We start from the raw sequence: 23,278 nt of genomic DNA, 5'->3' as shown, positions 1-23,278 counted from the left end.
CATGACTGACACCAGGCCGGACCCCACGCCTCCTGCCCCCCCCACGGCACCAGTTCCCACGCCGCCGACCCCTTCGGCGCGCGGGCTGAAGATTGCGCTTGCCATCTCGGTCGCCCTGAACCTTGCCGTGGCCGGGATGGTTGCCGGTGCCTGGCTGAAGGACGGACCCAGCCGCGGGATGCCGCGGGATCTGTCCTTTGGCCCGTTCAGCGAGGCCCTGAGCCTTGAGGACCGACGCGCGCTGCGCAAGTCCCTGATCGACCGCGCCCCCGGCTTTCGCGAGACGCGTCAGGCCGCCCAGGCCGAATTCGCCGCCCTTCTTGACGCCTTGCGCGCCAGCCCGTTTGACCCGGGCGCCGTCCAGTCGGCCCTTGCCGCCATCGAGGCTCGCAACGCCGGGCGGCTGGAACTGGGTCGCGGCCTGATCGAGGCGCGGATCGCGCAGATGTCAGACGCCGACCGGCTGGCCTTTGCCGACCGGCTAGAGAAAGGCCTGCGCCGCACCAAGCGAGACTGAAGGCACCGCAAACGGGGGCTAGGCAGCGCTTGACCGAAAGGTCACCTGATTGCGCCCGGCAACCTTTGACTCAAGCAGTGCCAGATCCGCCTGTTCCACAACCGCGTCCATCGCCATCGCCCTGCCCGAAAGGCCGTTCGACACAGCCACCCCGATCGACACCGTAACGCTCAGCGCTTGCCCCGAGGCAAGGTGGACCGGGTATTCGTCGACCGCCTGGCACAACCTTTCGGCCACGCGGCGGGCGTCTGCCATGCTGCTGTCCGGCGACACGACCAGGAATTCCTCGCCCCCGATCCGCGCCAGAAGATCCGTATCGCGCATGTTCGCCGTCAAGCGGCGCGCCACTTCCACCAGCACCTGATCGCCGGCAGCGTGGCCATGCTGGTCATTGACCAACTTGAAGCGGTCCAGATCCACCACCATCACCGCGAAATCGGTTGCCGTTTCTGCGGCGCGGGCGGCAATGGCCGTCAGTTGCGGCACCGCATAGCGCCGATTGTAAAGGCCGGTCAGCGGGTCGACCAGCGCCAGCCGCAGGCTGTCCTGCATCCGCGCGCGTTGCCGGTCACCCGCGCGCTTGCGGCGCAGCAGGCTGCGCAGGCGCACCGCAAGTTCGGTGGCCGTCACCCCCGGCCCCGCCACATCATCGGCACCAAGGTCAAAGGCCATCGCCGCCGCATCGCCCTTGCAACTGCGAGACAGCACGCAGACCGCCGCATGATGCGTCGCCTGATGACTTTTCAATTCGGAAAGCAGATGCAGCGCCCCGGCATCATCGCTGTCGTCATCTTGAACGATGAAGATATCCGGGCCGGCGGAAGCCGCCGCCTCGGCAAGGGCCTGGGTACGAGACAGCACCACAAGGCGGTCCCGCAAATGCTCGGAAAGATCCTGCGTGAGCCGCCGGGCCAGATCCTGCTGCGGTGAGACGACGGCAACGGTTCCAGAAGGTTCGAACGCAACCGCCGCTTCAGAAAGCCCCGTAACCGGCAACGCTCCGCCGGCGGCGAATTCCAGCCCGACGCGCGCCCGCAACAGGTTGCGGACCCGAGCCAGCAACAGCCGGTCCGCCGCCGGTTTGACGATCACATCATCCGCGCCCGCCGCAAAGGCCGCCAGCCGCGCGCCCGGATCCTGCGCTGCGGTCAGCACGATCACCGGGATATCGCGGCTTCGCGGATCGGCCCGCAAACGGCGCAGCACTTCCTGACCCGGCATGTCGGGCAGGCTGAGATCCAGCAAGATAAGATCAGGCCGCTGGTCCGCATGCGACTGCGCCACGGCAAGACAGCTTGCGCCATCATTGACCATGACCGGCTCGTAAAAGGCTGCCGACAGACGCGCCCGATAAACGATCCGGTTTGTCGCCACGTCGTCAACAATGAGGATCCGACCGTTCATCTTTCGCCTTCATCAACCCAGGACCGGGATGCTGAACAGTGTGTTACCGAGTTGGTTAAGAAATCCTTTCCGAATTCCTGCCAATCGTCATATTGCCGGGAGGATCAGACGGCAGAAGCGCAGGAAACCCAAGAAATGCAGCAAGAATCCGCTCATGTCCTCGCGCTTCAGGCTTTGGCTTGGCTTGCAGCGGATGACGAGTTGTTCCCGACATTCCTTAACGCAACCGGCGCGAGCATCGGAGATCTGCGGGATCGCGCCGGGGATGTTGACTTTCAGGGGGCGATTCTCGATTTCCTGATGATGGACGATCACTGGGTCATCGCTTTCTGTGACCAGCATGCCCTGCCCTATACTGCGCCTTTGGCGGCCCGCGCCGCCCTGCCGGGGGGCGCACCCGTCCACTGGACTTGAACCCCGGATCCCAGCCCCCCATTTTCTGGGCAAACTCCAAGCCCGCAACCTCAAGGATTGCCAAGACATGATCGACGGACTGCTTTTCGACAAGGATGGAACGCTGTTCGACTTCCGCATCAGTTGGGGTCGCTGGGCGGCGGGGTTTCTGTCCTCGGTCGCGGAAGATCCGGGCCACGCCGACCGGCTGGGCCGTGCCATCGGCTTTGACGCCGAAAGTCTTGCCTTCGCCCCTGACAGCCCGGTGATCGCCGCCACAGCCGCCGACATCGCGGCAGCTCTGGCACCCCATCTTCCGGGGCAGTCGGTCGCAGCCCTGACGGCCCGGATTGATGAAACCGCGGGTGCTGCACCGATGTCCGAGGCGGTGCCGCTTCGACCGCTTCTGTCCGGCTTTCGGGCTGCGGGTCTCAAGCTTGGTGTTGCCACCAATGACAGCGAAGCCCCCGCGCGCCAGCATCTGGCCGCACACGGGATCACCGATTGCTTCGACTTCATCGCGGGCTATGATTCCGGCCATGGCGCAAAGCCCGGCCCCGGCATGTGCCTTGCCTTTGCCGCAACACTTGGCCTTGACCCGGCGCGGGTCGCAATGGTGGGCGACAGCCGGCACGATCTGGAGGCGGGAAGGGCCGCCGGGATGCGGACCATCGCGGTGCTGACCGGGGTTGCCAAAGCCGCCGATCTGGCCCCGCATGCCGATGTGGTTCTGGCCGATATCGGGGCCATTCCCGGCTGGCTGGTCGGTCTGCGCAGCTGAGTATAAGGCCGATGGCATGAAAACGACGCTTTTGCGTCGCTGCTACGGTGTCCATTTTCCGACTGCATCCGTCATCTTCGCTTCAAGCACAACGGAGAGCGACGATGACCGAAGAGCCAACCCGAAGAAAGCGCGCTGGCGGGCGGGCGGGCATGCAGGTTCGTGCCGGCACGGCGGTGATCGACCAGATGCCCTGGCGCATTCCGGTCAACCCCGACCGGCCCACAGAACCCCTGGACGCCGACGGTGTGCAGCGCGTCCACAAGACCGCAATGCGCATCCTGCGTGACATCGGGATCGAGTTTCTGAACCCCGAGGCGGCGGCAATCCTGAAACAGGCCGGTTGCATCGTGAACGGCACCAACGTCCGCATGGACGAGGATTTCGTGATGGAAATGGTGGCCCGCGCGCCGTCAACCTTCACCATCACCCCGCGCAACCCGGACCGCGAAATCATCATGGGCGGCAAGCACATGGTCTTCGTCAACGTCTCATCGCCGCCAAACGCCTGGGATATGGAGCGGGGCAAACGGTCAGGCGACTTCGAGACGTTCAGGGAATTCATGAAGCTGACGCAGTATTTCAACTGCATCCATGTGGCGGGCGGCTATCCGGTCGAACCGATCGACATCCACCCTTCGGTCCGCCACCTCGACTGCCTGTATGAAAAGCTGACCCTGACCGACAAGGTCGTCCACGCCTATTCGCTGGGCGTAGAGCGGGTCGAAGACGTGATGGAAATGGTCCGCATCGCGGGTGGGCTGACGGAAGAAGAGTTTCAGGCCAAGCCGCGGATGTATACCAACATCAACTCGGTTTCGCCCCTGAAGCATGACTTTCCGATGCTGGACGGTGCCATGCGAATGGCGCGACGCGGGCAACCGGTCGTGGTGACGCCCTTCACGCTGGCTGGGGCGATGGCCCCGGTGACGATGTCGGGCGCGGTCGCCCTGTCGATCGCCGAGGCGCTGGCGGCGGTCGTGCTGCTGCAATACATCAACCCCGGCTGCCCGGTGGCAATCGGCACCTTCACCTCAAACGTCGACATGAAATCCGGCGCACCTGCCTTCGGGACACCCGAATACATGCGCGCCACGCAGATGACCGGGCAACTGGTGCGGTTTTACGGCGTGCCGATGCGCGCCAGCGGCGTCTGTGCGGCCAACGTGCCGGATGGACAGGCGATGTGGGAAACCTCGAACTCGCTTTGGTCGGCTGTCCAGTCGGGGACCAACATGGTCTATCACGCGGCAGGCTGGCTTGAAGGCGGGCTGATCGCCAGCCCGGAAAAGTTCATCATGGATTGCGAAGTCCTGCAGATGATCCAGCGCTATTTCGAAGAAGCCACCTTCGCCACCACCGAAGACGACCTTGCCTTCGACACGATCAAGGAGGTGGGGCCGAACGGGCATTACTTTGGCGTCCAGCACACCCAGGACCGCTATCAGCAGGCCTTCTACGCGCCGATCTGTTCGGACTGGCGCAACTATGAGGCATGGCAGATCGACGGCGGGGTCTGGACGCAGGAACGCGCGCACCGGATCTACAAACAGATCATCGCGGAGTTCGAGGCCCCGGCCATGAACGGCGACCATCAGGAAGAGCTGCGCCGCTTCGTGGCCAAGCGCAAACAGGAAGGTGGCGCGCCCACGGATTTCTGACCGCGCCTTTCGCGACAATCCGGCTGGGCGCGCGCAGCCTTCTGCACTGGCCGCAAGGTCAGGGCTTTGTCGGCGGGGAAACATCGCCGGCTACCACCACCGCAAGCCCTTCACCGGGGTCGGGAAGCTTGCCCGCGATTTCCAGAATCAGCTTGCGGCGCACCGCCGTCACAAAGCCTTCACGCCCGTAGGCGGGCAGCACAAAAGCCCCGGGGCCGCCGATGATCTCGGCCTGGTACAGGTCGGCCAGCGGGTCGCCCTCGCCGTCATCAAGGATCGGCAGGCCGTTGATGGTGATCCCGGCGGCCAGCACCTCGGCCCGGGCGGCGGCGATGCCGACGCCGCTGAAATTGCCCAGACTGTCGCTGGAAAAGTCGATCACCCGGCGCAGACCGGTGATCCGGTTCGTTTCGATCAGCCGCTTGCCTTCCAGCAATGCATCGCCAATCGCATTGCGCCCGGTTGCCAGCCGTGGCGGCCCCAGCAAAGCTTCGGCAAAGGCACGGGCCGCAGGCTCTCCGTCGATCACCGTCCAGTCGACCACCGCCACCTGATTGGCCGCCCATTCGACATAGATCACCGCAATCGTCCCGGTCAGGTTGCTACGGATCGCCGCCAGAACCGCCGGATCAGTGATCGCCGCCGCATAGCCTTGCCTTTGGAAAATGATCTCGGACTGGGTGATCGATCCGGAGGCATCCGCCAGAAGCACAAGCTCCAGGTCCACCTCCTGTGCCTGGAGAGGGAAGCCAAGAAGACAAAGGGCCAAGACACCGCGCATGGTCAAGAACGTAGCGGCGAAGTCCCGCAGGGCAAGGCGACACTTTCCGGCATCCACGCCGCAATGACCGGGGTCTGCATGCCCCAAGCGCCAGAACCGGCCAGAGCTGCCAACCCGATGCCTCCAAGCGAATGTCCGCTTCCCGGCGAAGGTTGACCACATCTGATTCCAAGCCAAGAGCGCCAACGCACGAGCCTGCATTTGTGCAATGCGTCGGGCGCTGATCGATCTTGATTTGGCGGCCCCAGAGTCACACTGACATTCTCCGGTTGAATATCTGTTATATAGATATTTCTTAGGGTCAGGACTCGTTCTTGTTTCATAGCCAGAACATGACGGTTGCGGCGAGCGCGACGGCGGAGAGGAAGACCTTCGGGCACCGGTCGTAGCGGGTGGCAACCCGCCGCCAATCCTTGAGCCGCCCGAACATGATCTCGATCCGGTTGCGGCGTTTGTAGCGGCGCTTGTCGTGCTTGATGGGCTTGCCGCGTGACTTCCGGCCAGGGATGCAGGGCTTTATCCCCTTGTCTTTCAACGCTTCTCTGAACCAGTCGGCGTCATAGCCGCGGTCGGCCAGCAGCCAATCCGCCTTTGGCAGACTGTCCAGAAGGGCCGCCGCACCCGTGTAGTCGCTGATCTGGCCTGCCGTCATGAAGAAGCGGATCGGGCGACCCTCGGCATCGGTGACGGCATGCAGCTTTGTGTTCATGCCGCCCTTGGTCCGGCCGATCAGGCGGCCCTTTTGATCGTCAGCACCCCCTTTTTCGACCGCAGGCTGGTCGCCGTGCGGTGTGCCTTCAGATAGGTGGCATCGATCATCACTGTCTTCGGAACGGCCGCCTCTGCCGCCAGACCTTCCATCATCCGGGCGAAGACGCCCTTGTCGCCCCATCGCTTCCAACGGTTGTAGAGGGTCTTCGGCGGGCCATACTCCCGGGGTGCATCGCACCAGCGCAAGCCATTGCGATTGATAAAGATAATGCCACTCAGCACGCGACGGTCATCGACGCGTGGCTTGCCATGGCTCTTGGGAAAGAAGGGTTCCAGACGCGCCATCTGTGCGTCCGTCAGCCAGAAAAGGTTGCTCATTGATCGGTCTCCTTGCGGAGCCTGAATCATGCCGCAAGCGCAAGTTCAATGGGTCCTGACCCTAGAATGGGCCGTCAAAGAATACGAAAAGAAGGCAGCAGAGCAAACTGCACGTGAGACTAAACTAGCGGAATCAACCGAAGAGTTTGAAAAACTAACAGCAGAACGAGTCGAACTTGAGGGCGCAGTTGGTCGCGCAAGGGCTGAACTAGATCAACTTCAAAAGTCGATATCGTCCGGTACCGAACGGATGACAAGGCAGAAGGAGCAAGAAGCGCAACTTCAGAAGTCGGTTTCAGATGCAAATGAACGATTGTCCAATGTCGTTTCCGAAGTCGAACGTGAGACCACAAAGCGGGATGCTCTCATACGCGAGGTCCGGCTTTTTCCAAGCGAAATTGCGGGATTTGTGAAGGAAGGGAACCGGAGCATTAAATGGTATCTCGGCATTGGGGCACCGTTCGCGGCGATCTTGGCGATCATCCTGCTTAAGCTTTTCTCAAATGCCGTTGATTTGACACAACTTTACAAAACAACGCCTGATATTGATATCTGGACGATCTTCCTTACTAGGCTTCCCTTTGTGATTGTTGCCTTGGCACTTGTTGAAGCATGTGGTTACATTGTTGGGCGACTTGTGTTTGAGATCATCAGGATTAACCGGCAAAGACTCGAGTTTGCCAAGTTGAGCATTATTGCAAAAGAAGTTTCAATTGCGGCCGCATCCGTTGCTGGCGAACTTTCTGATGATGATATCTTTGACCGTGAAACTAAACTCAAGATGGAGTTGCTTCGAGAGCACATGAAGAATTTTGTCGGAAACGAGTTCGAGTATCGTGGGACCGGTTTGATAGCCGCAATAAAGGGAGTCGCAGATCGGTTCTCCAAACCGTCAGCATGACGTTCGGCGAGCGCTCAACCCCCGATTCGCCCCCAATGGTTAACGCCCTCCCCTCTCCCCGCGCGTAGAGACGGAAGGAAGACAGAAAGAAGACGGGAAAAAGACCCCAAACCTCCCGCCAACCCCTTGATCTAACACAGCGAACGGAATCCCTTGCGGCCGCTACGCCCGCCCCGCCGCCGCGCTCAAGGTCAAAGGATCAATCCCCATCCCCCGCAGCGCCGCCGACCATTTCGCCCGGTCATCCGCCCCGAACACCAGCCCATCGGCTGCATCGCAGGTCAGCCAGTCGTTGCGCGCGATCTCGGCCTCCAGCTGCCCCGGCCCCCAGCCGGAATAACCCAGCGCCAGCAAGGCGTTAGCCGGCCCCCCGCCCTTGGCGAGCGCCTCCAGAATATCCAGCGTCGCGGTCATCCCATAGCCGCCCGGCACCGCCATTGTCGCGCCATCGGGCCGCGTCCGGCGCCAGTCGGCCGAGTGCAGCACAAACCCCCGCCCCCGCTCCACCGGCCCGCCAAGATGGACGCGGATGTCGCGGCCGTCCGGGGCGCGCGGGATGTTCAGATGCTCCAGAAGCCCCGAAAAACTCATGTCTTCCAAGGGCTTGTTGATGATCAACCCCATTGCCCCCTCAGCGGAATGGGCGCAGATCAGGATGACGCTGCGGTCAAAGCGCGGGTCCGCCATCCCCGGCATCGCGATCAGAATCTGTCCGGCCAGGTCCATCTTGTCTCGGTCCTCCATGCCTGCTGTCCAACATGGGCTGAGGAACCGCCTCTCTCAAGCCCCTTGGGCCAGAATGTCACGCTCACGGCATGTCGCCGCAAAGTGATTTCCCTGCCGCGCATCCCTGCCTATGTTGGGGGCATGTCTGGTTTCCACACTCCCCTCGCCCTCATTCTTGCGCTGGCGGCCGTTCCGGTCGGCGCAACAACGCAAGATGACGTCCTTGGCGCAACCCTGCGGCCCGGCTGGCAGATGGACAGCGGCGCCCATATGGCCGCGATGGATCTAAGCCTTGCGCCCGGCTGGAAGACCTACTGGCGCAGCCCGGGCGACGCGGGGATTCCCCCCAGGTTCGACTGGTCGGCCTCAAGCAACGTGAAGTCCGTGCGCATCCACTGGCCAAGACCGTCGGTCTTCGAGGTCAACGGTCTGCAAACGATCGGCTACCACAATCGGCTGGTGCTGCCGCTGGAGGTGACGGCGATCGACCCGGCGCGTCCTGTCCTGCTTGCGGTGCAGGTGGAGCTTGGCGTCTGCGACGACATTTGTCTTCCGGCCAGCCTGACGCTTGCTTCCGAACTGACGACACCCGGCGCGCCGGATGACAGTATTTCCAACGCTCTGGCCCAGCGGGCAGAGACGGCGGGTGAAGCCGGGGTGACGCGGGTCACCTGCACCATTGACCCGATTGCCGACGGATTGCGGCTGACTGCCCGTTTGCGCCTGCCAGACCCCGGCACACCCGAAGTCGTGGCTTTCGAGACATCGGATCCCGCCGTCTGGGTGGCCGAGGCCATAACCCAGCGCGAAGGCGGTGATCTGGTTTCGATGACCGAAATGGTGGCTCCTGATGGTGTCCCCTTTGCGCTTGACCGATCAGAAGTAACCATGACGGTCCTGTCGAAAGGCAGTGCTGTTGAGGTTCGGGGCTGCCCCTCGCCCTGAACGCCAGGCGCTGAAAACTGGCGCGAGGATTGGGTGCGAGTACATTGGGTGCGAGTATTGGGCGTCGGAACCCAGCAAGGCGGGCGCTGATCCGGCACCAGCTTCATGCCCCCCAAGGCTGCTGCCCCTCCAAGGCTGCTGCCCTTCGTGACCGCCGCCGAGGGGGATCAGCCGCGCCTTGGCCGCACCCCCACCAGAGACGCGATCACTGCGGCAAGCCACAGCACCAGCGCCCCCAGAAGGAACAGGCCTACGGCTGCGACCCCCGGGTTTACCTCGGCCAGGCCAGGCGAAATTGCCAGGATCCAACCCGGCAGCCCACCAGTCAGCGCCGACCAGAACGGCAAAGCCACGGCCAGTGCCGCCATGCCGGCAACCGCCGGGATCATGGCCATACGCAAGCCTCGCGGCCCGGCACGCAAGGCGCGCTTCAGGGTCCGGAAGGTCCGCGCGATGTCTGCCTGCGCGGCCATCAGTGCAGGCACCACGATCAGGACCAGCACCATCCCGAAGGCAAGGCCAAAGACCAGCGTGATAACCGTGGGCTTCAGGAATTCCGCTTGCGAAGACCGTTCATACAGCAGCGGGGTCAGGCCAAGCACCGTCGTCAGCGTGGTCAGCAGCACCGGGCGGAACCGGTCAACCACCCCGTCGATGATGGCCGGGCGCAGGCCACGGCGTTCGGAATACTGGTCGATCGTGCTGACCAGCACGATGGAATCGTTGATGATGATCCCCACCATCCCGATCAACCCGACAATCGAGAACATCGACAGCGGCATGCCCCAGAACCAATGCCCGAAGATCGCGCCGACCAGACCAAAGGGAATGACGGCCATAACCACCAAAGGCCGGGTCCAGTGGGCAAAGATCCACGCCAGCGCCAGATAGATCCCCAACAGGCACAGAACGAGTGCGACGGCGGCGCCGCCCATGAATTCCCGCTCGTTCGCCGCCTGACCGGACAACTGCCAGCCAAGCCCGAAATCCTGCGCGATGCGGGGCAGGATGTCTTCCTTCAAGGCGCGCTGAACCTCGGTTGCGCGGGCGGGGTCATCTTCGGCAAGGTCGCCGGTGACAGACACCAGCCGCAAGCCGTTTTCCCGCCGCACCGTGGAAAAGCCGGACCGGCTTTCGACCGCCACGATATCGGACAGCGGCACATAAACCCCCGCCGCCGCGCGGATCAGGCTGCGGTTCAGAAAATCCGCCGTCAGCTCATCGTCCGGCAGTTCCACCCGGATCGAGGCCTGTCGCGGCCCGTCGGGGTAGGTGGCCGCCTCGATTCCGCCCAGCCGTTCGCGTAGCGCGCGGGCCAGAGTTGCGGTGTCAAAGCCAAGGCTTTCGCCCTGTGGGGTCAGGGTCAGGATCAGTTCTTCCTTGTCGTAAGACAGGGTATCTTCAAGCCCCGAAACCTCGGGGTAGACGGCAAGGGCGGCCTTCAACGCCTCGGCTGCGGCTTTCAGGGTTTCCGCTTCGCCACCGTAAAGATCAACCGACAGCGACGCGCCGCCCGGCCCGAAAAAGGCGTTGCGGAAGCTGAGCTCTTCCAGCAGCGGATGCGGCACGACCTCTTCGTTCAGGGCCGCGATGAAGGCCGAGGTCGGATAGGGCCGCAGGTCCGGGCTGATCAGTTCCATCGAGATCGAACCCAACTGGTCCGGCCCCTTGGTATCGGCCCCCGAAAGGCTGCGGCCCGCACCGCCGCCGATCTCGGCCAACATGAAGGTGGCAGGGTTCCGACCATGTTCGGCCTCGAACCGCGCTGTCACAACATCAGCAGCGCGCTGCAATTCGCGCAACATGGCAAGGGTATCCTCGCGCGCCGCACCCGGCAGCATGGCGAAACTGCCGCTGACCGAGGCCTGTTCCGGCGGCGCGAAAAAGCGAAACTGCACATCGCCGCGCAGGAACATCGCCGCCTGCACTGCCAGCGCCAGAACCGCCGCCGCCAGCACCGGATAGCGCGCGACGATCACGAAGTGGGTCACCGGGCGGACAACATTTGCACCCAGCCAGACCATCCCCCGGTTCACTTGGGTCGAGGGCCAGTCATACCAGTTTTCCTGGCCGGACGGGCGCAGCGCATGTTTCAGGTGGTTCGGCAGGATCAGGAAACACTCGATCAGGGATGCGATCAGCACGATCACCACGGTGATCGGAATGGCAAGGATCAGGTCACCAAACCGCCCGCCCACCGCCAGCAGCCCAAGGAACGCGATGATCGTGGTGATGGATGACGCAAAGACCGGTGCCGCCATCCAGCGCGCGGCGTTTTCCGCCGCGACCGCAGGCGTTTCGCCCAGCTTGCGCACCCGGAAATCGGCGTGTTCACCGACGACGATAGCATCATCAACCACGATCCCCAGCATGATGATCAGGGCAAACAGCGACATCATGTTCAGCGTCAGGCCCAACGCCCACATCCCGGCAAGTGAGGCGATCATCGCCACCGGAATCCCCGCAGCGACCCAAAAGGCGATGCGTGCGTTCAAGAACAGGAACAAGAGGGCCAGCACCAGTGCCAGCCCGGTCAGCCCGTTGTCGATCAGAAGAACCAGCCGGTCGCTGATCTGCTCTGCCCGGGTGCGGACCAGATCGACCGTCACCCCCGGAGGCAGGCCGGTCTGCATCTCGGCGGCCACTTCGGCCACGGTGGCCTGCATGCGGATCGCGTCTCCGTCATCGACCCGGTCCACCCGGATCGTCATTGCCGGGTTGTCGCCCACAAAGGCCGCACGCACCGAGTTGACCGAGTTGGCGCGGATCGTGGCGATATCGCCCACGGTCAGCGTGCTGCCGTCGGGCAGGGATCGCAGCGGAATCGCGGCAATCTCGGCCACGGTCCGGCGCTGGCTTCCGGTCCGCAGCCGCGCGCCTTCGCCCAACTCACCCGCCGGGGCATCCGTGACGGCCGCGCCGATGGCCGATGCCACCTCGGACATGGTGATGTCATGCTGCATCAAGCGGTTCGAGGAGACCTCGACCACGGTTTCGGGGGCGGCAAGGCCGCTGATCGTGGCACGGGTGATTCCGGCGGCAAACAAACGGCCGGTGAATTCGTCGGCAAAGCGAGCAAGCTGGTCCACCCCGACCGGCCCGCTGATCAGCACATCCGTCACCCGGTCGCGCCATGCAGCCGAAGCGACAACCGGGTCATCCGCGCCATCGGGCAGCGTGTTGACCGCATCGACGGCGGACTGCACCTCATCCTCGGCGGCGGTGAGGGCGACGTTGGGTTCAAATTCAAGCGTTATGTTCGCGCGGCCCTCACTGGCGCGTGAGCTGACCTCTGCCACCCCGTCGATGGTCAGGAAAACCGGCTCCAGCACCTGCACAATGGCGCGGTCAACATCCTCGGCCCCGGCCCCGTCCCAGGTGACAGTAACATTGACCTCATTCAGGATCACGTCGGGGAAATATTGCGCCCGCATGTTACTGGCCGCTATGACCCCGGCGACCACCAGAATGACCAAAAGCAGGTTTGCGATGGTGCGGTGGCGGGCGAAGTAGGTTATCAGGCCCATCTCAGCCGTCCATCCGCCGCTCAAGCCGGTTGATCACCTCGGCGGGGACGGTATCGGCCTGAAGCTGTTGCAGCAGGCGGGCCTTCATTTCATCCGGCATGCTGTCGCTGGCCTCGACCAGCGCGATCAGCGCGGCGCGGCGTTCGGGGGTCAGGTTGACCTCGTCTTCAGTCGCGTCATCTTCGGTCGCATCAGCGCCGGGGCGGATCGGGCGGATGCGGATGCCTTCGCCCAGAAAGACTGATCGTTCCAGAACGATCTCGCGCCCGGCAAGGCTGCCGACGCGCAGGATCACGTCATCACCCTGCCGCCGCAGCACATCAACCGGGGTTTCCTCAAGCCGGTCATCCGGCCCAAGCGCCAGCACCGTTCCATTGCGCCCGACCGCCGTGGCAGGCAGCAGTGCCGCATCGGCCAGCGGGGCCTCCTCGATGCGGACGGTGACGAAATCACCCGGCTGCACCCGGGCTTCCATGCCCGGTCCTTCGTCCAGCGCGACATAGACCAGACGGCCCGTCTGCCCTTCGCCTACAGTTGCGCCCACACGGTCCAGACGGCCCGTAAGCGGCCCGGCACCAATGCCGTTCAGCAAGATGGTCACCACCCCGCCCCGCAGACTGCCCGCCGGATCAAGCAAGAGCCCGAACTGCGCCGTGGACAGGCGCACCGCCACGTCGAGCGCGGACGGGTCGACCACCCGACCCAAGACCTCATTCCCGCTGACCACGGCACCCGCCACCAGCGACACGCCTTCGACGCGGCCCGAAATACCGGCGCGCAATTCGGTTTCCGCCAGCGCGCGCGCCGCTTCGCCCAGCGCAATGTCGGCCCGTGTCACCGCGACCGCCGTCTGATCCACCCGCGCCCGCGCCGAGGCCAGCGCCTGCCGGCGCGACAAGACCGCCTGATCCGCCGCCGAGGCCGCCAGTTCAGCCGTTTCAACCGCCTGCGACGACCCTGCCCCCCGCGCCGCGATATCCTGCTGCCGGGTCAACGCCTGCCGCCTGAGACTGGCCTGAGCCTCGGCTGCCGCCAGATCATCTTCGGCAAGCGTCACCGCCGCCACCGCCTCGGCAGCATTGGCCCGGGCTTCGGTCAAGCCGGCCTCGGCGAGGGACAGCGCCTCGGTTGCCGGGGCCGGGTCAAGGCGCACCAGCACCTCACCTTCCGTGACAGCAAGCCCGTTGCGGAAGCTGTCAGCCACCCAGATCACCGTCCCGGATGCCTTGGTGCGCAGGTCCAGTGACCGGCGCGCCTCGACCTTGCCAAAGGCGGTCAACTGCGGGGTGATCGTCTGGGGCGTCAGCGTCACCACATTGGCCGCGACCACCCGTTCCTGCGCCGGACGGCCCGGGCCGCCCGGCTCCTGGCTTTGGCGCAGGGCATTGCCCACCGTCATCGCCGCCAGCCCCAGAAGGGCCAGCGTCACCGCAAAAAGCAGCAAACCCGTCAGACTTCGCGCTAGAAATCGCATGACCACCCCTTGTCCGGACAATGGAGCCTAGCGCGAACAGCGGAATCTTCCAGCCATGCGGCACCCGGACCACGCAGATGTTACGCCGCCCGCCCTTATTTCCGTCGCAAATGTTCTTCCAGACGCGGCATGATCTCGACAAAGTTGCAGGGCCGGTGTCGGCTGTCGAACTGGAACTGCAGGATATCATCCCAGGCATCGCGACAGGCACCGGGGCTGCCGGGCAGCGCGAAAAGGTAGGTTCCCCCCGCCACCCCGCCACAGGCCCGGCTTTGAACGGCACTGGTGCCGATCTTTTGCATGCTGACGATGGTGAAGACCGTGCCGAATGCCTCGATCTCTTTCTCATAGACGTCCCGATGCGCCTCGACTGTCACATCGCGCCCGGTCAGGCCGGTGCCGCCGGTGGTCAGGATTGCGTCCACCTCCGGATCGGCGATCCAGGCGCGCAGCCGGGCGGCAATGGTGGCGCGGTCATCCTGAACGATCCCGCGGGCCATCAAGAGATGCCCTGCCCCGGTCAGCCGTTCGACCAGCGTGTCACCGGAACGGTCGGTCTCGGGGGTGCGGGTGTCACTGACCGTCAGCACCGCAATGCGGACAGGGTGGAAGGGCAGGCTTTCGTCGATCCGGGACATTGCTGGGGCCTCTTTCGGGGGTCAATTGCGTTGCAGCAGCGCCAGCCGCAGGGCCAGCATGCCGAATATCCCCGCGCTGATCCGGCCAAGCCAGCGGGCAAACCCGGCAGACCGCGCAAGTCGCTGGCCGATGGAGCCTGCAAACAGGCCGACGGCACCGTTCACGATCAGCCCACCAATGGCAAAGACCACCCCCAGCGTCAGGAACTGCGGCAGGATCGGGCGGGCGGGGTTCACGAATTGCGGCAGGAAGGCAAGGATGAACAGGATCACCTTGGGGTTCAAGAGGTTGACCATCAGCGCCTGACCAAAGACGCGCAAGGCCGGAAGCGGCACGACATCGACCCCGACCACGGGCAAGGGCGACCGCAGCGCCGACTGGGCAAGCCACAGAAGATACCCGACCCCAAGCCAGCGGATCAGCTCAAACGCTGCCGGATGCGCGGCGACCAGCGCGCCAAGGCCAAGGGCGGCAAGGGTGACATGCACCATACCGCCCGCCGCAATACCGAAATTCGCCGCCATCGCCGCGCGACGCCCCCCTTTCAGCCCTTGCCCAAGGCAGAACATCATGTCCGCCCCCGGCGTCAGGTTCAGTGCCAGCCCGGCGGGGATGAAGGCCAGAAGGGTCAGGGTTTCAACCGGCAACATCATCCGCGAAGCCTTGCCTGCAAGGCCAGAAGGTCGGCCCATGCCTCGCGCTTGGCGGCCGGGTTGCGCAAGAGATATGCCGGATGCGTCATCGGCAGGAGCGGCTTGCCCAAGGCCTGCGACCAGTTCCCCCGCGCCCGCAGAATGCCGCGACTGCCGGTCATCGCCTCCAGCGGCGTGTTGCCCATGACCACGATCACCTCTGGGTCGGCCAGCGCGATGTGGCGTTCGACAAAGGGGCGCATCATGGCGATTTCCGAAGCGTCCGGGTCACGGTTGGCCGGGGGCCGCCATGGCATGACATTGGTGATGTAAAGCCCCGTGGCCGGATCGGCCGAGGTCCGCGACAGACCGATCGCGGCAAACATCCGGTCCAGAAGCTGCCCGGCCTGACCGACGAAGGGACGTCCTTCAAGGTCTTCTTCACGGCCCGGCGCCTCACCCAGAACCAGCACCCGCGCTGCCGGATTGCCGTCGGAAAAGACCGTATTCCGGGCGCCGCGTTTCAACTCGCACAGATCGAACCCCGCTACCGCCTTGTGCAATTCCACAAGCGTCTGCGCCGTTGCCGCCAACGAGCGGGCCACAGCGACCGGATCGGTCGCCGGACCAATGGCCAAAGCTGCGGCGGGATTGGCAGGCAGGGTGGACTGCCCCCCAGCAACCCGCGCCGGAACCGCCGCGCGCGGGGCTTCGGCTGCAAGGTCATAGCGGTTGACGGGCGCGTCACCGCAAGCCTCATCCGCGCCCGCCTCGACCTGCCAGGCAAGGGCGGCAAGTGACGCGTGCCAATCGTCGGTGATGTTCGCAGCGATTCCCATGCGCGAAAGGTAGGCGGTTGCAGCGCCGGGGGCCAGAGTGAACCCCAAGACACCACCCTGACGCTTGCCCCCTTGCCCCGGGTTTGACATAGAGAACCAAATCGAAGGGGATCCGCCCATGGCCTTCCGCGCCCGCCATCTTCTTGGGATCGAACAGCTTGGCCCGCTGGAGATCACCACGGTCCTTGATCTTGCCGACCGCTATGTCGAGATGAACCGCCGCACGGTCAAGCAATCCGACGTCCTGGCCGGGATGACGCAGATAAATCTGTTCTTCGAGGCCTCGACCCGCACGCAGTCCAGCTTTGAGCTTGCCGGCAAACGGCTGGGCGCGGATGTGATGAACATGTCGGTGGCCAATTCGTCGGTGAAGAAGGGCGAAACCCTGATCGACACGGCAATGACGCTGAACGCGATGCACCCCGATCTTCTGGTCGTGCGGCACGGGTCTTCCGGGGCGGTGAACCTTTTGGCGCAAAAGGTGGATTGCGCGGTCCTGAACGCGGGCGACGGACGCCACGAACACCCGACGCAGGCCCTTTTGGACGCGCTGACCATCCGCCGCGCCAAGGGGAGGCTGCAACGTCTGACGATTGCCATCTGCGGCGACATCGCGCACAGCCGGGTGGCCCGGTCAAACCTGATCCTGCTGGGCAAGATGGAAAACCGCTTGCGGCTGATCGCCCCGCCGACCCTGATGCCGTCCGGCGTTGAAGACTTCGGCTGCGAGCTGTTTGACGACATGCGCGAAGGGTTGAAGGGCGCGGATGTGGTGATGATGCTGCGGCTGCAAAAGGAACGGATGGACGGCGGCTTCATCCCATCGGAACGCGAATATTACCACCGCTACGGGCTGGATGCGGAAAAGCTGGCCTATGCCGCGCCCGATGCCATCGTCATGCACCCCGGCCCGATGAACCGGGGGGTAGAGATCGACGGCGAACTGGCAGATGACATCAACCGTTCCGTGATTCAGGATCAGGTCGAAATGGGGGTGGCAGTGCGGATGGCCTGCATGGACCTGCTGGCCCGCAACCTGCGGGCGGAGCGCGGGCGCAAGATCGTGGGGATGATGGCATGAACCCTGACCCCGACCGCAAACCGACCAAGCAAGAAATGCGCCAGACCGGGATGGTGGCGGCGGCCGTCCTCGTTTTCCTTGCCGTCTTCACCACCGTCATCGTGTGGATCGCCTGACCATGGCCCGGATCGAGCCTGACAGCGTGATGAGCCACGCCGCCCCACTTCTGGACGGCGAAAAGGTTATGCATGAGTTCCGCCCCGACCGCGCGGTCTATTGGCGGGCGCATCTCATCATGGCCGTCGTCCTTGGCGCGCTCGCCGGGCTGGTCCTTTTGTGGCAGGGCAATCCCTACCCCGTTGTCGGCCCGGTGGCGGCCGTTCTGGCAATCGGCATCCGGGCGGCCTATGTCGCCTCCGAGGCTTTGGCTGAAGTCTGGCGCCTGACCAACCGCCGCCTGCTTGGTCCCGCTGGCCGCGCGATCCCGTTGGCGCAGTTGCAGGGCGCCCGCCCGTTTCTTGGCGCGGTGCAGGTCGTCACCCTTGGTGGCGACAAGCATCTGATCAAGTATCAGGCCGACCCCGCCGCCACAGCAGCCCGGCTGCTGGCGACACCCAAAGGGGGGCGGCATGGCTGACGCATGGGAAGATTACTTCCAGCCCGGTGAGACACTGCTTTGGGAAGGCGCGCCCCGGCCGGGTGTGCATGAGCGGGCCAAACTCATCGGGCTTACGCTGTTTGGCATGCCTTTCCTTGTGATCGGCACCGGAGTCTTTATCACCGGACTGACGATGTTTTTCGGCGCGAAAAGCTGGGCGGACACGGGCCTTGGCCTGTTCCTGACACTGTTCTCGCTGCCCTTCATGGGGGTGGGCGCGTTCCTTGTGTTCGGCCTGTGGATCGCCGCTACACAGGCGCACCAGCGCATCCGCTACGCACTCAGCAGCCGCTGTGCATATATCGCGAAAGCCTGGTGGACCCAGAGCATCGAAAGCTATCCGATACTGCCCGGCACGGCGATGGGGCTTGATAAGGGCAGGCGGTCCGACACGGTCTGGTTTCATGTGCGCGATCAGAAGGATTCGGATGGCGACCGATCCACGACCCGCGTTGGTTTTGACAATATCGCCGACGGGGATCACGTCTATCGTCTTCTTCGCAGCATCCAGATGGACACCGCATGATCCTGCATTTCCAGAACGCGCGCCTGATCGACCCCGAGGCGGGAACCGATGAGCCCGGCAGCCTGACAGTGAAGGGCGGGCTGATCCTGTCGCGTGACGGCTCTGCGCCGAAGGGAGCGACGGTTATCGATTGCAACGGCAAATGCCTGGCCCCCGGTATCGTGGATATCGGCGTCAAGATCGGCGAACCGGGCGAACGGCACCGCGAAAGTTTCCGCTCGGCGGGGCTGGCGGCGGCGGCGGGCGGAGTGACCACAGTCATCGCCCGGCCAGACACCCATCCCGCCATCGACACGCCCGAGACGCTGGAATTCGTCACCCGCCGGGCGGCCGAAAGCCCGGTCCGCATCCGCCATATGGCCGCGCTGACCAAAGGCCGCGACGGCCGCGAGATGGTGGAAATCGGCTTTCTGCGCGACGCGGGGGCCGTGGCGTTTACCGATGTCTTCAAGGTCTCGATGGAGGCCAAGGCCCTGACCCGCGCGATGAGCTATGCCCGGTCGCTTGGCGCTCTGGTGGTGGGCCATCCGCAGGATCCCGGTCTTTCGGCGGGTGCTTCGGCCACTTCGGGCAAATTCGCCAGCCTGCGCGGTATTCCCGCCGTGTCACCGATGGCCGAACGGATGGGGCTGGAACGTGATCTGGCGCTGGTCGAGATGACGGGCGTGGCCTACCACGCCGACCAGATCACCACTGCCAAATCCCTGCCCGCACTGGCCCGCGCCAAGGCGGCGGGGCTGGATGTGACAGCAGGCACCTCGATCCACCACCTGACGCTGAACGAATTCGACGTAGGCGACTATCGCACCTTCTTCAAGTTCACCCCGCCGCTGCGGTCCGAGGTGGACCGGTTGGCCATTGTCGCCGCTGTCGCGGATGGGTCGATCGACATCATCAGTTCAATGCACACCCCGGCGGATGAGGAATCCAAGCGCCTGCCCTTCGAGGAAGCCGCCCCCGGTGCGGTTGCGCTGGAGACGTTCCTGCCCGCCGCGATGCGGCTTTACCATGCCGGCCACATCACCCTGCCCGCGCTGTTTCGCGCCATGGCGCTGAACCCGGCCACCCGCCTTGGCCTGCCACAAGGCCGGCTTTCGGTCGGCGCGCCGGCCGATCTGGTGCTGTTTGACCCCGACGCACCCTTCCTTATGGACCGTTTCAAGTTGCGCTCCAAGTCGAAGAACACCCCGTTTGACGGCGCGCGGATGGAGGGTAAGGTGCTGGCAACCTTCGTCGGCGGGACGCAGGTCTTTCGTGCGGAAGAATAGCCCATGCCGGTAATTGTCACCGACCCCAGCCTGTTGATCCTGACGGCGGTGCTGGCCTATCTGCTTGGCTCTGTTCCCTTCGGGATCGTGATCACTCGTGCGCTTGGTCTGGGTGATCTGCGCAAGATCGGGTCGGGCAACATCGGTGCGACCAACGTCTTGCGGACCGGCAACAAGGGCGCGGCGCTGGCCACGCTGGTGCTTGATGCGGCCAAGGGCGGGATCGCGGTGCTGATCGCCCGCGCAGTACTGGCCGAGGATGCGGCGCAACTGGCGGGACTGGCGGCCTTTGTCGGCCATCTCTTTCCGGTCTGGCTTGGCTTTCGGGGCGGCAAGGGGGTGGCGACCTTCCTTGGCACGCTGCTGGCGCTGGATTGGCAGGTGGGTCTTGCCGTCTGCGCAACCTGGCTTTTGGTGGCGCTGGTCAGCCGCACCTCGTCCATCGCGGCCCTGATGGCGGCGGCAAGCGCCTCGGGCTGGCTGGTCTACTTCGGTCAGGGCCGGATGCTGGTGCTGACCGTGCTGCTGACGATCCTCGTCTACATCCGCCACGCCGAGAACCTGAAGCGGATCAAGGCTGGAACCGAACCGAAGATCGGCCAGAAGAAACCGACCGCCTGAGAGGAATGCCCGCCCAGCAAGGGCCGAACGGGCAACTGCCCCACCTTGCAGGCCAATCCTAAAGCGATGCCGCCTCATAAAGCGGGGCAAGGCTGCCGCCCCATTCGCCTTCGTAAAGCTGAAGCCATTTGTCGGCCTGCACCCGGCCGGTCTTCAGGCTTTCGACCAAGGGCTGAAGCTGGACCTCTTCACCATAGCCCCGCGCCACAAGGCCCGCGTGACTTAGCCCGACGGCGGCACGGGCAAGGTCGATCAGCTTGACCCCGTCCGCCTCGCCCTGAAGCGCCGAGACCGAGGCCGCGACCCGCAGCCCCTCACGCGTTACAGCGTTCAGGCCCTTGACCAGATCCCACGCTGCATCAAGCGCGGTCTGATCATACATAAGGCCAACCCAGAAGGCCGGAAGGGCCGCGATATGCGCCTGATCGCCACAGTCAGCGCCGCGCATTTCGATGTATTTCTTGACCCGCGCTTCGGGGAAGACGGTGGTCATGTGATCGGCCCAATCGGAAAGCGTGGGCTTTTCCCCCGGCAGGGCGGGCAGCTTGCCAGCAAGAAAATCGCGGAACGACTGGCCCAGCGCGTTGATGTATTTCCCGTCGCGGTAGACGAAATACATCGGCACATCCAGAACCCAGTCGACATAGCGCTGAAAGCCCATGCCGTCGTCAAAGGCAAAGGGCAGCATGCCCGTGCGGGTATCGTCCAGCCCCCGCCAGATCCGGCTGCGCCAGCTGCGGTGGCCGTTCGGTTTGCCGTCGAAGAAGGGCGACGAGGCGAACAGCGCCGTCGCGACCGGCTGAAGCGCCAGCGCCACACGCAGCTTCTTGACCATGTCCGCCTCGGACGCGTAGTCGAGGTTCACTTGCACGGTCGAGGTGCGATACATCATCTGCGTGCCATGGGTGCCGACGCGGCCCATGTAATCGGTCATCAGCCGGTAGCGGCCTTTCGGCATGACCGGCATGTCTTCATGCCGCCATTCCGGCGCGGCCCCGATTCCCATGAAGCGGATGCCTAGGGGCTCTGCGATGCCGCGCACCTCATCAAGGTGGGTCTGCAATTCCGCCGCGACCTCCAGCGTTGACACCAAGGGCGCGCCGGACAGTTCAAACTGCCCGCCCGGTTCAAGGCTGACATTCGCGCCATCGCGGGTCAGGCCGATGATGTTTCCCCCCTCGCGCACCGGGGTCCAGCCATGCCGGGCGATCAGCCCGTCAAAGATGGCCGAAATCGACCGCGCCCCGGCATAGGGCAAGGGCTGGCGGGTGTCGGTCAGCCAGCCGAATTTTTCATGCTCGGCACCAATGCGCCATTCATCCTGCGGCTTGCTGCCCGATTCCATGTATTCCGCAAGTTGCGCAAAATCTTCGATCGGCCCGCCGCCGGATTGAGGAATGGACATGGCAGCGCTCCGGGGCTGGCTGGAAGGGCGGCCCCAAACGTCTGGACCGGTGCCATGGGTGTCAACTGCCAGAGGCCAAGTCAAGGGGTCGAGGGAGGGCGCGCGGTCTACAAAACTTTTCGTGAAACATTCCGGGCCTGTCAGTACGTGGGCAGAGACTATCTGACAACCACCCCAACGCCGCTGCGCGCCCAGATCAACCGGTCTACCGCGTTCAGCGCCACGACCCGGCTATCCGTCGCACCCTCAGCCGCCAACGCCGAAACAAGGGCGGCGGTGTCCATGCCGGGAAGGGCAGCAAAGGCGTCAAAAAGTGCCTCGGCCCCTGCCGCCTCGACCGGGATATGCAGCGTCTCGCCATCGGCCTGCCGCAGCTTCCAGATCCGCCGCCCGCGTAGGGTCAGAAGCCGGATTTCGGCCAGCTCGGGCAGGCCGACAAAGCCACCGACACGGGGGCCAAGATAGGCAATCTGCGCCTCGGTCACGCGGACCATGCCCGGGGCTTCACCGCCTTGCTGAAACCGCATCCGGCGCAGGCCAAGAACCAGCCAGCCAAGGCCAAGACCCAAGAGGACAAGCCCCAGAGCCAAAAAGAAATACCCGCCCCAAAGGCCAACCCAGCCGCCCAGCGCCGCCAGAGCGGCGGCGGCAAACACCTCACGCCAGCGGTGCAGGGTTACAGCGACTTCAGGGCGGATGAAGCTCATTTCCAGTCCCCGAACCGGGCTTGCCACAGGGTAATCGCAGCCACCGCCGCCGTATCGGCCCGCAGGATGCGCGGGCCAAGGCCAAGGGGGGTCACCCCCGGTAGGCCACGCAGCCGCTTGGCTTCGTCGGCGGAAAATCCACCCTCGGGGCCGATCAGGATGGCCGCCGGGCCGGGATCACCCGTCAGCGTCGCGGGCTGGGCCAGTGCCTTCTCGTCACACCAGAACAGGCGGCGTCCGTCAGGCCAATTGGCCAGCAAGCGGTCCAGCGGTTGCAGATCGGCCACCTCTGGAACATAGGTCGCGCCGCATTGCTCGGCCGCCTCAAGCGCGTGGGCTTGCAGTCGGTCTTGCCGGATGCGTTCGGAATTGGTGTGGCGAGTCTGCACCGGCAAGATGCGGCGCGCGCCCAGTTCGACCGCCTTTTCCACGATGAAATCGGTGCGGGCCTTCTTGATCGGCGCGAACAGAAGCCACAGGTCGGGCGGCATCTGCAAGGGCCGGGTCTGCGTCTGGCAAGTGGCAATGGCGCCGCGCTTGGCTGCGGTGGTCAAGGTCGCGCGCCATTCGCCATCCTGCCCGTTGAACACAAGGATTGGCGCGCCGGGAGCAAGGCGCATGACCCCCACCAGATAATGCGCCTGATCCTGCGACAGGGGTACGGCTTGCCCCTGAGACAACGGGTGGTCTACATAAAGCCTGATCTTTGCCTCTGACATGAGCGTGACCCTATGTCTCAACTGCCGCAAATGCCAGAGGCCGA

22 protein-coding genes and 1 pseudogene are annotated in these 23,278 nt (G+C 64.4%); 11 read left to right on the top strand and 12 right to left on the bottom strand.

Translation table 11 applies throughout. The features are described from left to right. Position 1 precedes the first annotated feature (1 nt). The gene (locus QUV21_RS15945) at positions 2-517 is read left to right on the top strand and encodes a periplasmic heavy metal sensor (protein ID WP_300856251.1); all 516 of its coding nucleotides are present in this window, start codon (positions 2-4) and stop codon (positions 515-517) included. Positions 518-535: 18 nt separating this feature from the next. Here the strand turns inward: QUV21_RS15945 and QUV21_RS15940 are convergent, their stop codons facing one another. Continuing rightward, the gene (locus tag QUV21_RS15940; RefSeq protein ID WP_300856250.1) at positions 536-1,921 is read right to left on the bottom strand and encodes a diguanylate cyclase; all 1,386 of its coding nucleotides are present in this window, start codon (positions 1,919-1,921) and stop codon (positions 536-538) included. A gap of 135 nt (positions 1,922-2,056) precedes the next feature. Here QUV21_RS15940 and QUV21_RS15935 point away from each other — a divergent pair, with 135 nt between their 5' ends. From QUV21_RS15935 to QUV21_RS15925, 3 genes are all read left to right on the top strand, one after another. Beyond that, positions 2,057-2,335, top strand: coding sequence for a DUF3572 family protein (locus QUV21_RS15935; RefSeq protein ID WP_300856249.1), 279 nt, complete (start codon positions 2,057-2,059; stop codon positions 2,333-2,335). A gap of 67 nt (positions 2,336-2,402) precedes the next feature. Beyond that, positions 2,403-3,095, top strand: coding sequence for an HAD family hydrolase (locus tag QUV21_RS15930; protein WP_300856248.1), 693 nt, complete (start codon positions 2,403-2,405; stop codon positions 3,093-3,095). A gap of 104 nt (positions 3,096-3,199) precedes the next feature. Continuing rightward, positions 3,200-4,756 carry a trimethylamine methyltransferase family protein gene (locus QUV21_RS15925; RefSeq protein WP_300856247.1) on the top strand — a complete coding sequence of 519 codons (1,557 nt, stop codon included), beginning with the start codon at positions 3,200-3,202 and terminating at the stop codon, positions 4,754-4,756. Positions 4,757-4,814: 58 nt separating this feature from the next. Here QUV21_RS15925 and QUV21_RS15920 read toward each other — a convergent pair whose 3' ends face one another. Next, on the bottom strand, positions 4,815-5,483 hold the full coding sequence (locus QUV21_RS15920; protein ID WP_366908192.1) for a DUF1194 domain-containing protein: 669 nt from the start codon (positions 5,481-5,483) through the stop codon (positions 4,815-4,817). 373 nt (positions 5,484-5,856) lie between these two features. Then, a pseudogene (locus QUV21_RS15915) lies at positions 5,857-6,626 on the bottom strand (IS5 family transposase). Positions 6,627-6,654: 28 nt separating this feature from the next. On the opposite strand from QUV21_RS15915, the gene QUV21_RS15910 reads away from it, so the two are divergent. Then, positions 6,655-7,527, top strand: coding sequence for a hypothetical protein (locus QUV21_RS15910; RefSeq protein ID WP_300856244.1), 873 nt, complete (start codon positions 6,655-6,657; stop codon positions 7,525-7,527). A gap of 162 nt (positions 7,528-7,689) precedes the next feature. On the opposite strand, the gene QUV21_RS15905 is transcribed toward QUV21_RS15910, so the two are convergent. Further along, entirely contained in the window at positions 7,690-8,253 is a 564-nt protein-coding gene (locus QUV21_RS15905) for a YqgE/AlgH family protein (RefSeq protein ID WP_300856399.1), read from the bottom strand. Between the two features lie 141 nt (positions 8,254-8,394). Here QUV21_RS15905 and QUV21_RS15900 point away from each other — a divergent pair, with 141 nt between their 5' ends. Next, on the top strand, positions 8,395-9,198 hold the full coding sequence (locus QUV21_RS15900; RefSeq protein WP_300856243.1) for a protein-disulfide reductase DsbD domain-containing protein: 804 nt from the start codon (positions 8,395-8,397) through the stop codon (positions 9,196-9,198). 167 nt (positions 9,199-9,365) lie between these two features. On the opposite strand, the gene QUV21_RS15895 is transcribed toward QUV21_RS15900, so the two are convergent. The 5 genes from QUV21_RS15895 to QUV21_RS15875 form a co-directional block, all read right to left on the bottom strand. Then, positions 9,366-12,725, bottom strand: coding sequence for an efflux RND transporter permease subunit (locus QUV21_RS15895; RefSeq protein ID WP_300856241.1), 3,360 nt, complete (start codon positions 12,723-12,725; stop codon positions 9,366-9,368). 1 nt (position 12,726) lies between these two features. Beyond that, the gene (locus tag QUV21_RS15890; RefSeq protein WP_300856240.1) at positions 12,727-14,199 is read right to left on the bottom strand and encodes an HlyD family efflux transporter periplasmic adaptor subunit; all 1,473 of its coding nucleotides are present in this window, start codon (positions 14,197-14,199) and stop codon (positions 12,727-12,729) included. 95 nt (positions 14,200-14,294) lie between these two features. Then, complete coding sequence (gene moaB, locus QUV21_RS15885) at positions 14,295-14,837, bottom strand: molybdenum cofactor biosynthesis protein B (RefSeq protein ID WP_300856239.1); 543 nt, start codon at positions 14,835-14,837, stop codon at positions 14,295-14,297. Positions 14,838-14,858: 21 nt separating this feature from the next. Beyond that, on the bottom strand, positions 14,859-15,491 hold the full coding sequence (locus QUV21_RS15880; protein WP_300856238.1) for a LysE family translocator: 633 nt from the start codon (positions 15,489-15,491) through the stop codon (positions 14,859-14,861). Next, the gene (locus QUV21_RS15875; RefSeq protein WP_300856398.1) at positions 15,488-16,309 is read right to left on the bottom strand and encodes a uracil-DNA glycosylase; all 822 of its coding nucleotides are present in this window, start codon (positions 16,307-16,309) and stop codon (positions 15,488-15,490) included. Before QUV21_RS15875 ends, QUV21_RS15880 begins: the two co-directional genes overlap by 4 nt. A gap of 118 nt (positions 16,310-16,427) precedes the next feature. Here QUV21_RS15875 and QUV21_RS15870 point away from each other — a divergent pair, with 118 nt between their 5' ends. The 5 genes from QUV21_RS15870 to plsY all read left to right on the top strand — a co-directional run bounded on the left by QUV21_RS15870 (position 16,428) and on the right by plsY (position 20,403). Beyond that, positions 16,428-17,390 (top strand): aspartate carbamoyltransferase catalytic subunit, encoded by a 963-nt coding sequence (locus tag QUV21_RS15870; protein WP_300856237.1) that lies wholly within the window; start codon positions 16,428-16,430, stop codon positions 17,388-17,390. A gap of 118 nt (positions 17,391-17,508) precedes the next feature. Continuing rightward, positions 17,509-17,967, top strand: coding sequence for a hypothetical protein (locus tag QUV21_RS15865; protein ID WP_300856236.1), 459 nt, complete (start codon positions 17,509-17,511; stop codon positions 17,965-17,967). Next, the gene (locus tag QUV21_RS15860) at positions 17,960-18,514 is read left to right on the top strand and encodes a hypothetical protein (RefSeq protein ID WP_300856235.1); all 555 of its coding nucleotides are present in this window, start codon (positions 17,960-17,962) and stop codon (positions 18,512-18,514) included. Before QUV21_RS15865 ends, QUV21_RS15860 begins: the two co-directional genes overlap by 8 nt. Then, a complete protein-coding gene (pyrC, locus tag QUV21_RS15855) occupies positions 18,511-19,782 on the top strand; it encodes a dihydroorotase (protein ID WP_300856234.1) in 1,272 nt (423 codons plus the stop codon). Before QUV21_RS15860 ends, pyrC begins: the two co-directional genes overlap by 4 nt. Before the next feature lie 3 nt (positions 19,783-19,785). Beyond that, a complete protein-coding gene (plsY, locus tag QUV21_RS15850) occupies positions 19,786-20,403 on the top strand; it encodes a glycerol-3-phosphate 1-O-acyltransferase PlsY (protein WP_300856233.1) in 618 nt (205 codons plus the stop codon). A gap of 58 nt (positions 20,404-20,461) precedes the next feature. On the opposite strand, the gene QUV21_RS15845 is transcribed toward plsY, so the two are convergent. The 3 genes from QUV21_RS15845 to QUV21_RS15835 form a co-directional block, all read right to left on the bottom strand. Beyond that, positions 20,462-21,808 (bottom strand): glutamate--cysteine ligase, encoded by a 1,347-nt coding sequence (locus tag QUV21_RS15845; protein WP_300856232.1) that lies wholly within the window; start codon positions 21,806-21,808, stop codon positions 20,462-20,464. 158 nt (positions 21,809-21,966) lie between these two features. After that, positions 21,967-22,515 (bottom strand): hypothetical protein, encoded by a 549-nt coding sequence (locus QUV21_RS15840; RefSeq protein WP_300856231.1) that lies wholly within the window; start codon positions 22,513-22,515, stop codon positions 21,967-21,969. Beyond that, positions 22,512-23,234 carry a 16S rRNA (uracil(1498)-N(3))-methyltransferase gene (locus QUV21_RS15835; RefSeq protein ID WP_300856230.1) on the bottom strand — a complete coding sequence of 241 codons (723 nt, stop codon included), beginning with the start codon at positions 23,232-23,234 and terminating at the stop codon, positions 22,512-22,514. Before QUV21_RS15835 ends, QUV21_RS15840 begins: the two co-directional genes overlap by 4 nt. Between the last annotated feature and the right edge of the window lie 44 nt (positions 23,235-23,278).

This window comes from Tabrizicola sp., assembly GCF_030373185.1.
Taxonomy (GTDB): Bacteria; Pseudomonadota; Alphaproteobacteria; order Rhodobacterales; family Rhodobacteraceae; genus Tabrizicola.
Note: the sequence above shows the minus strand (reverse complement) of the source record. Positions and strands in the feature narration are given on the sequence as shown.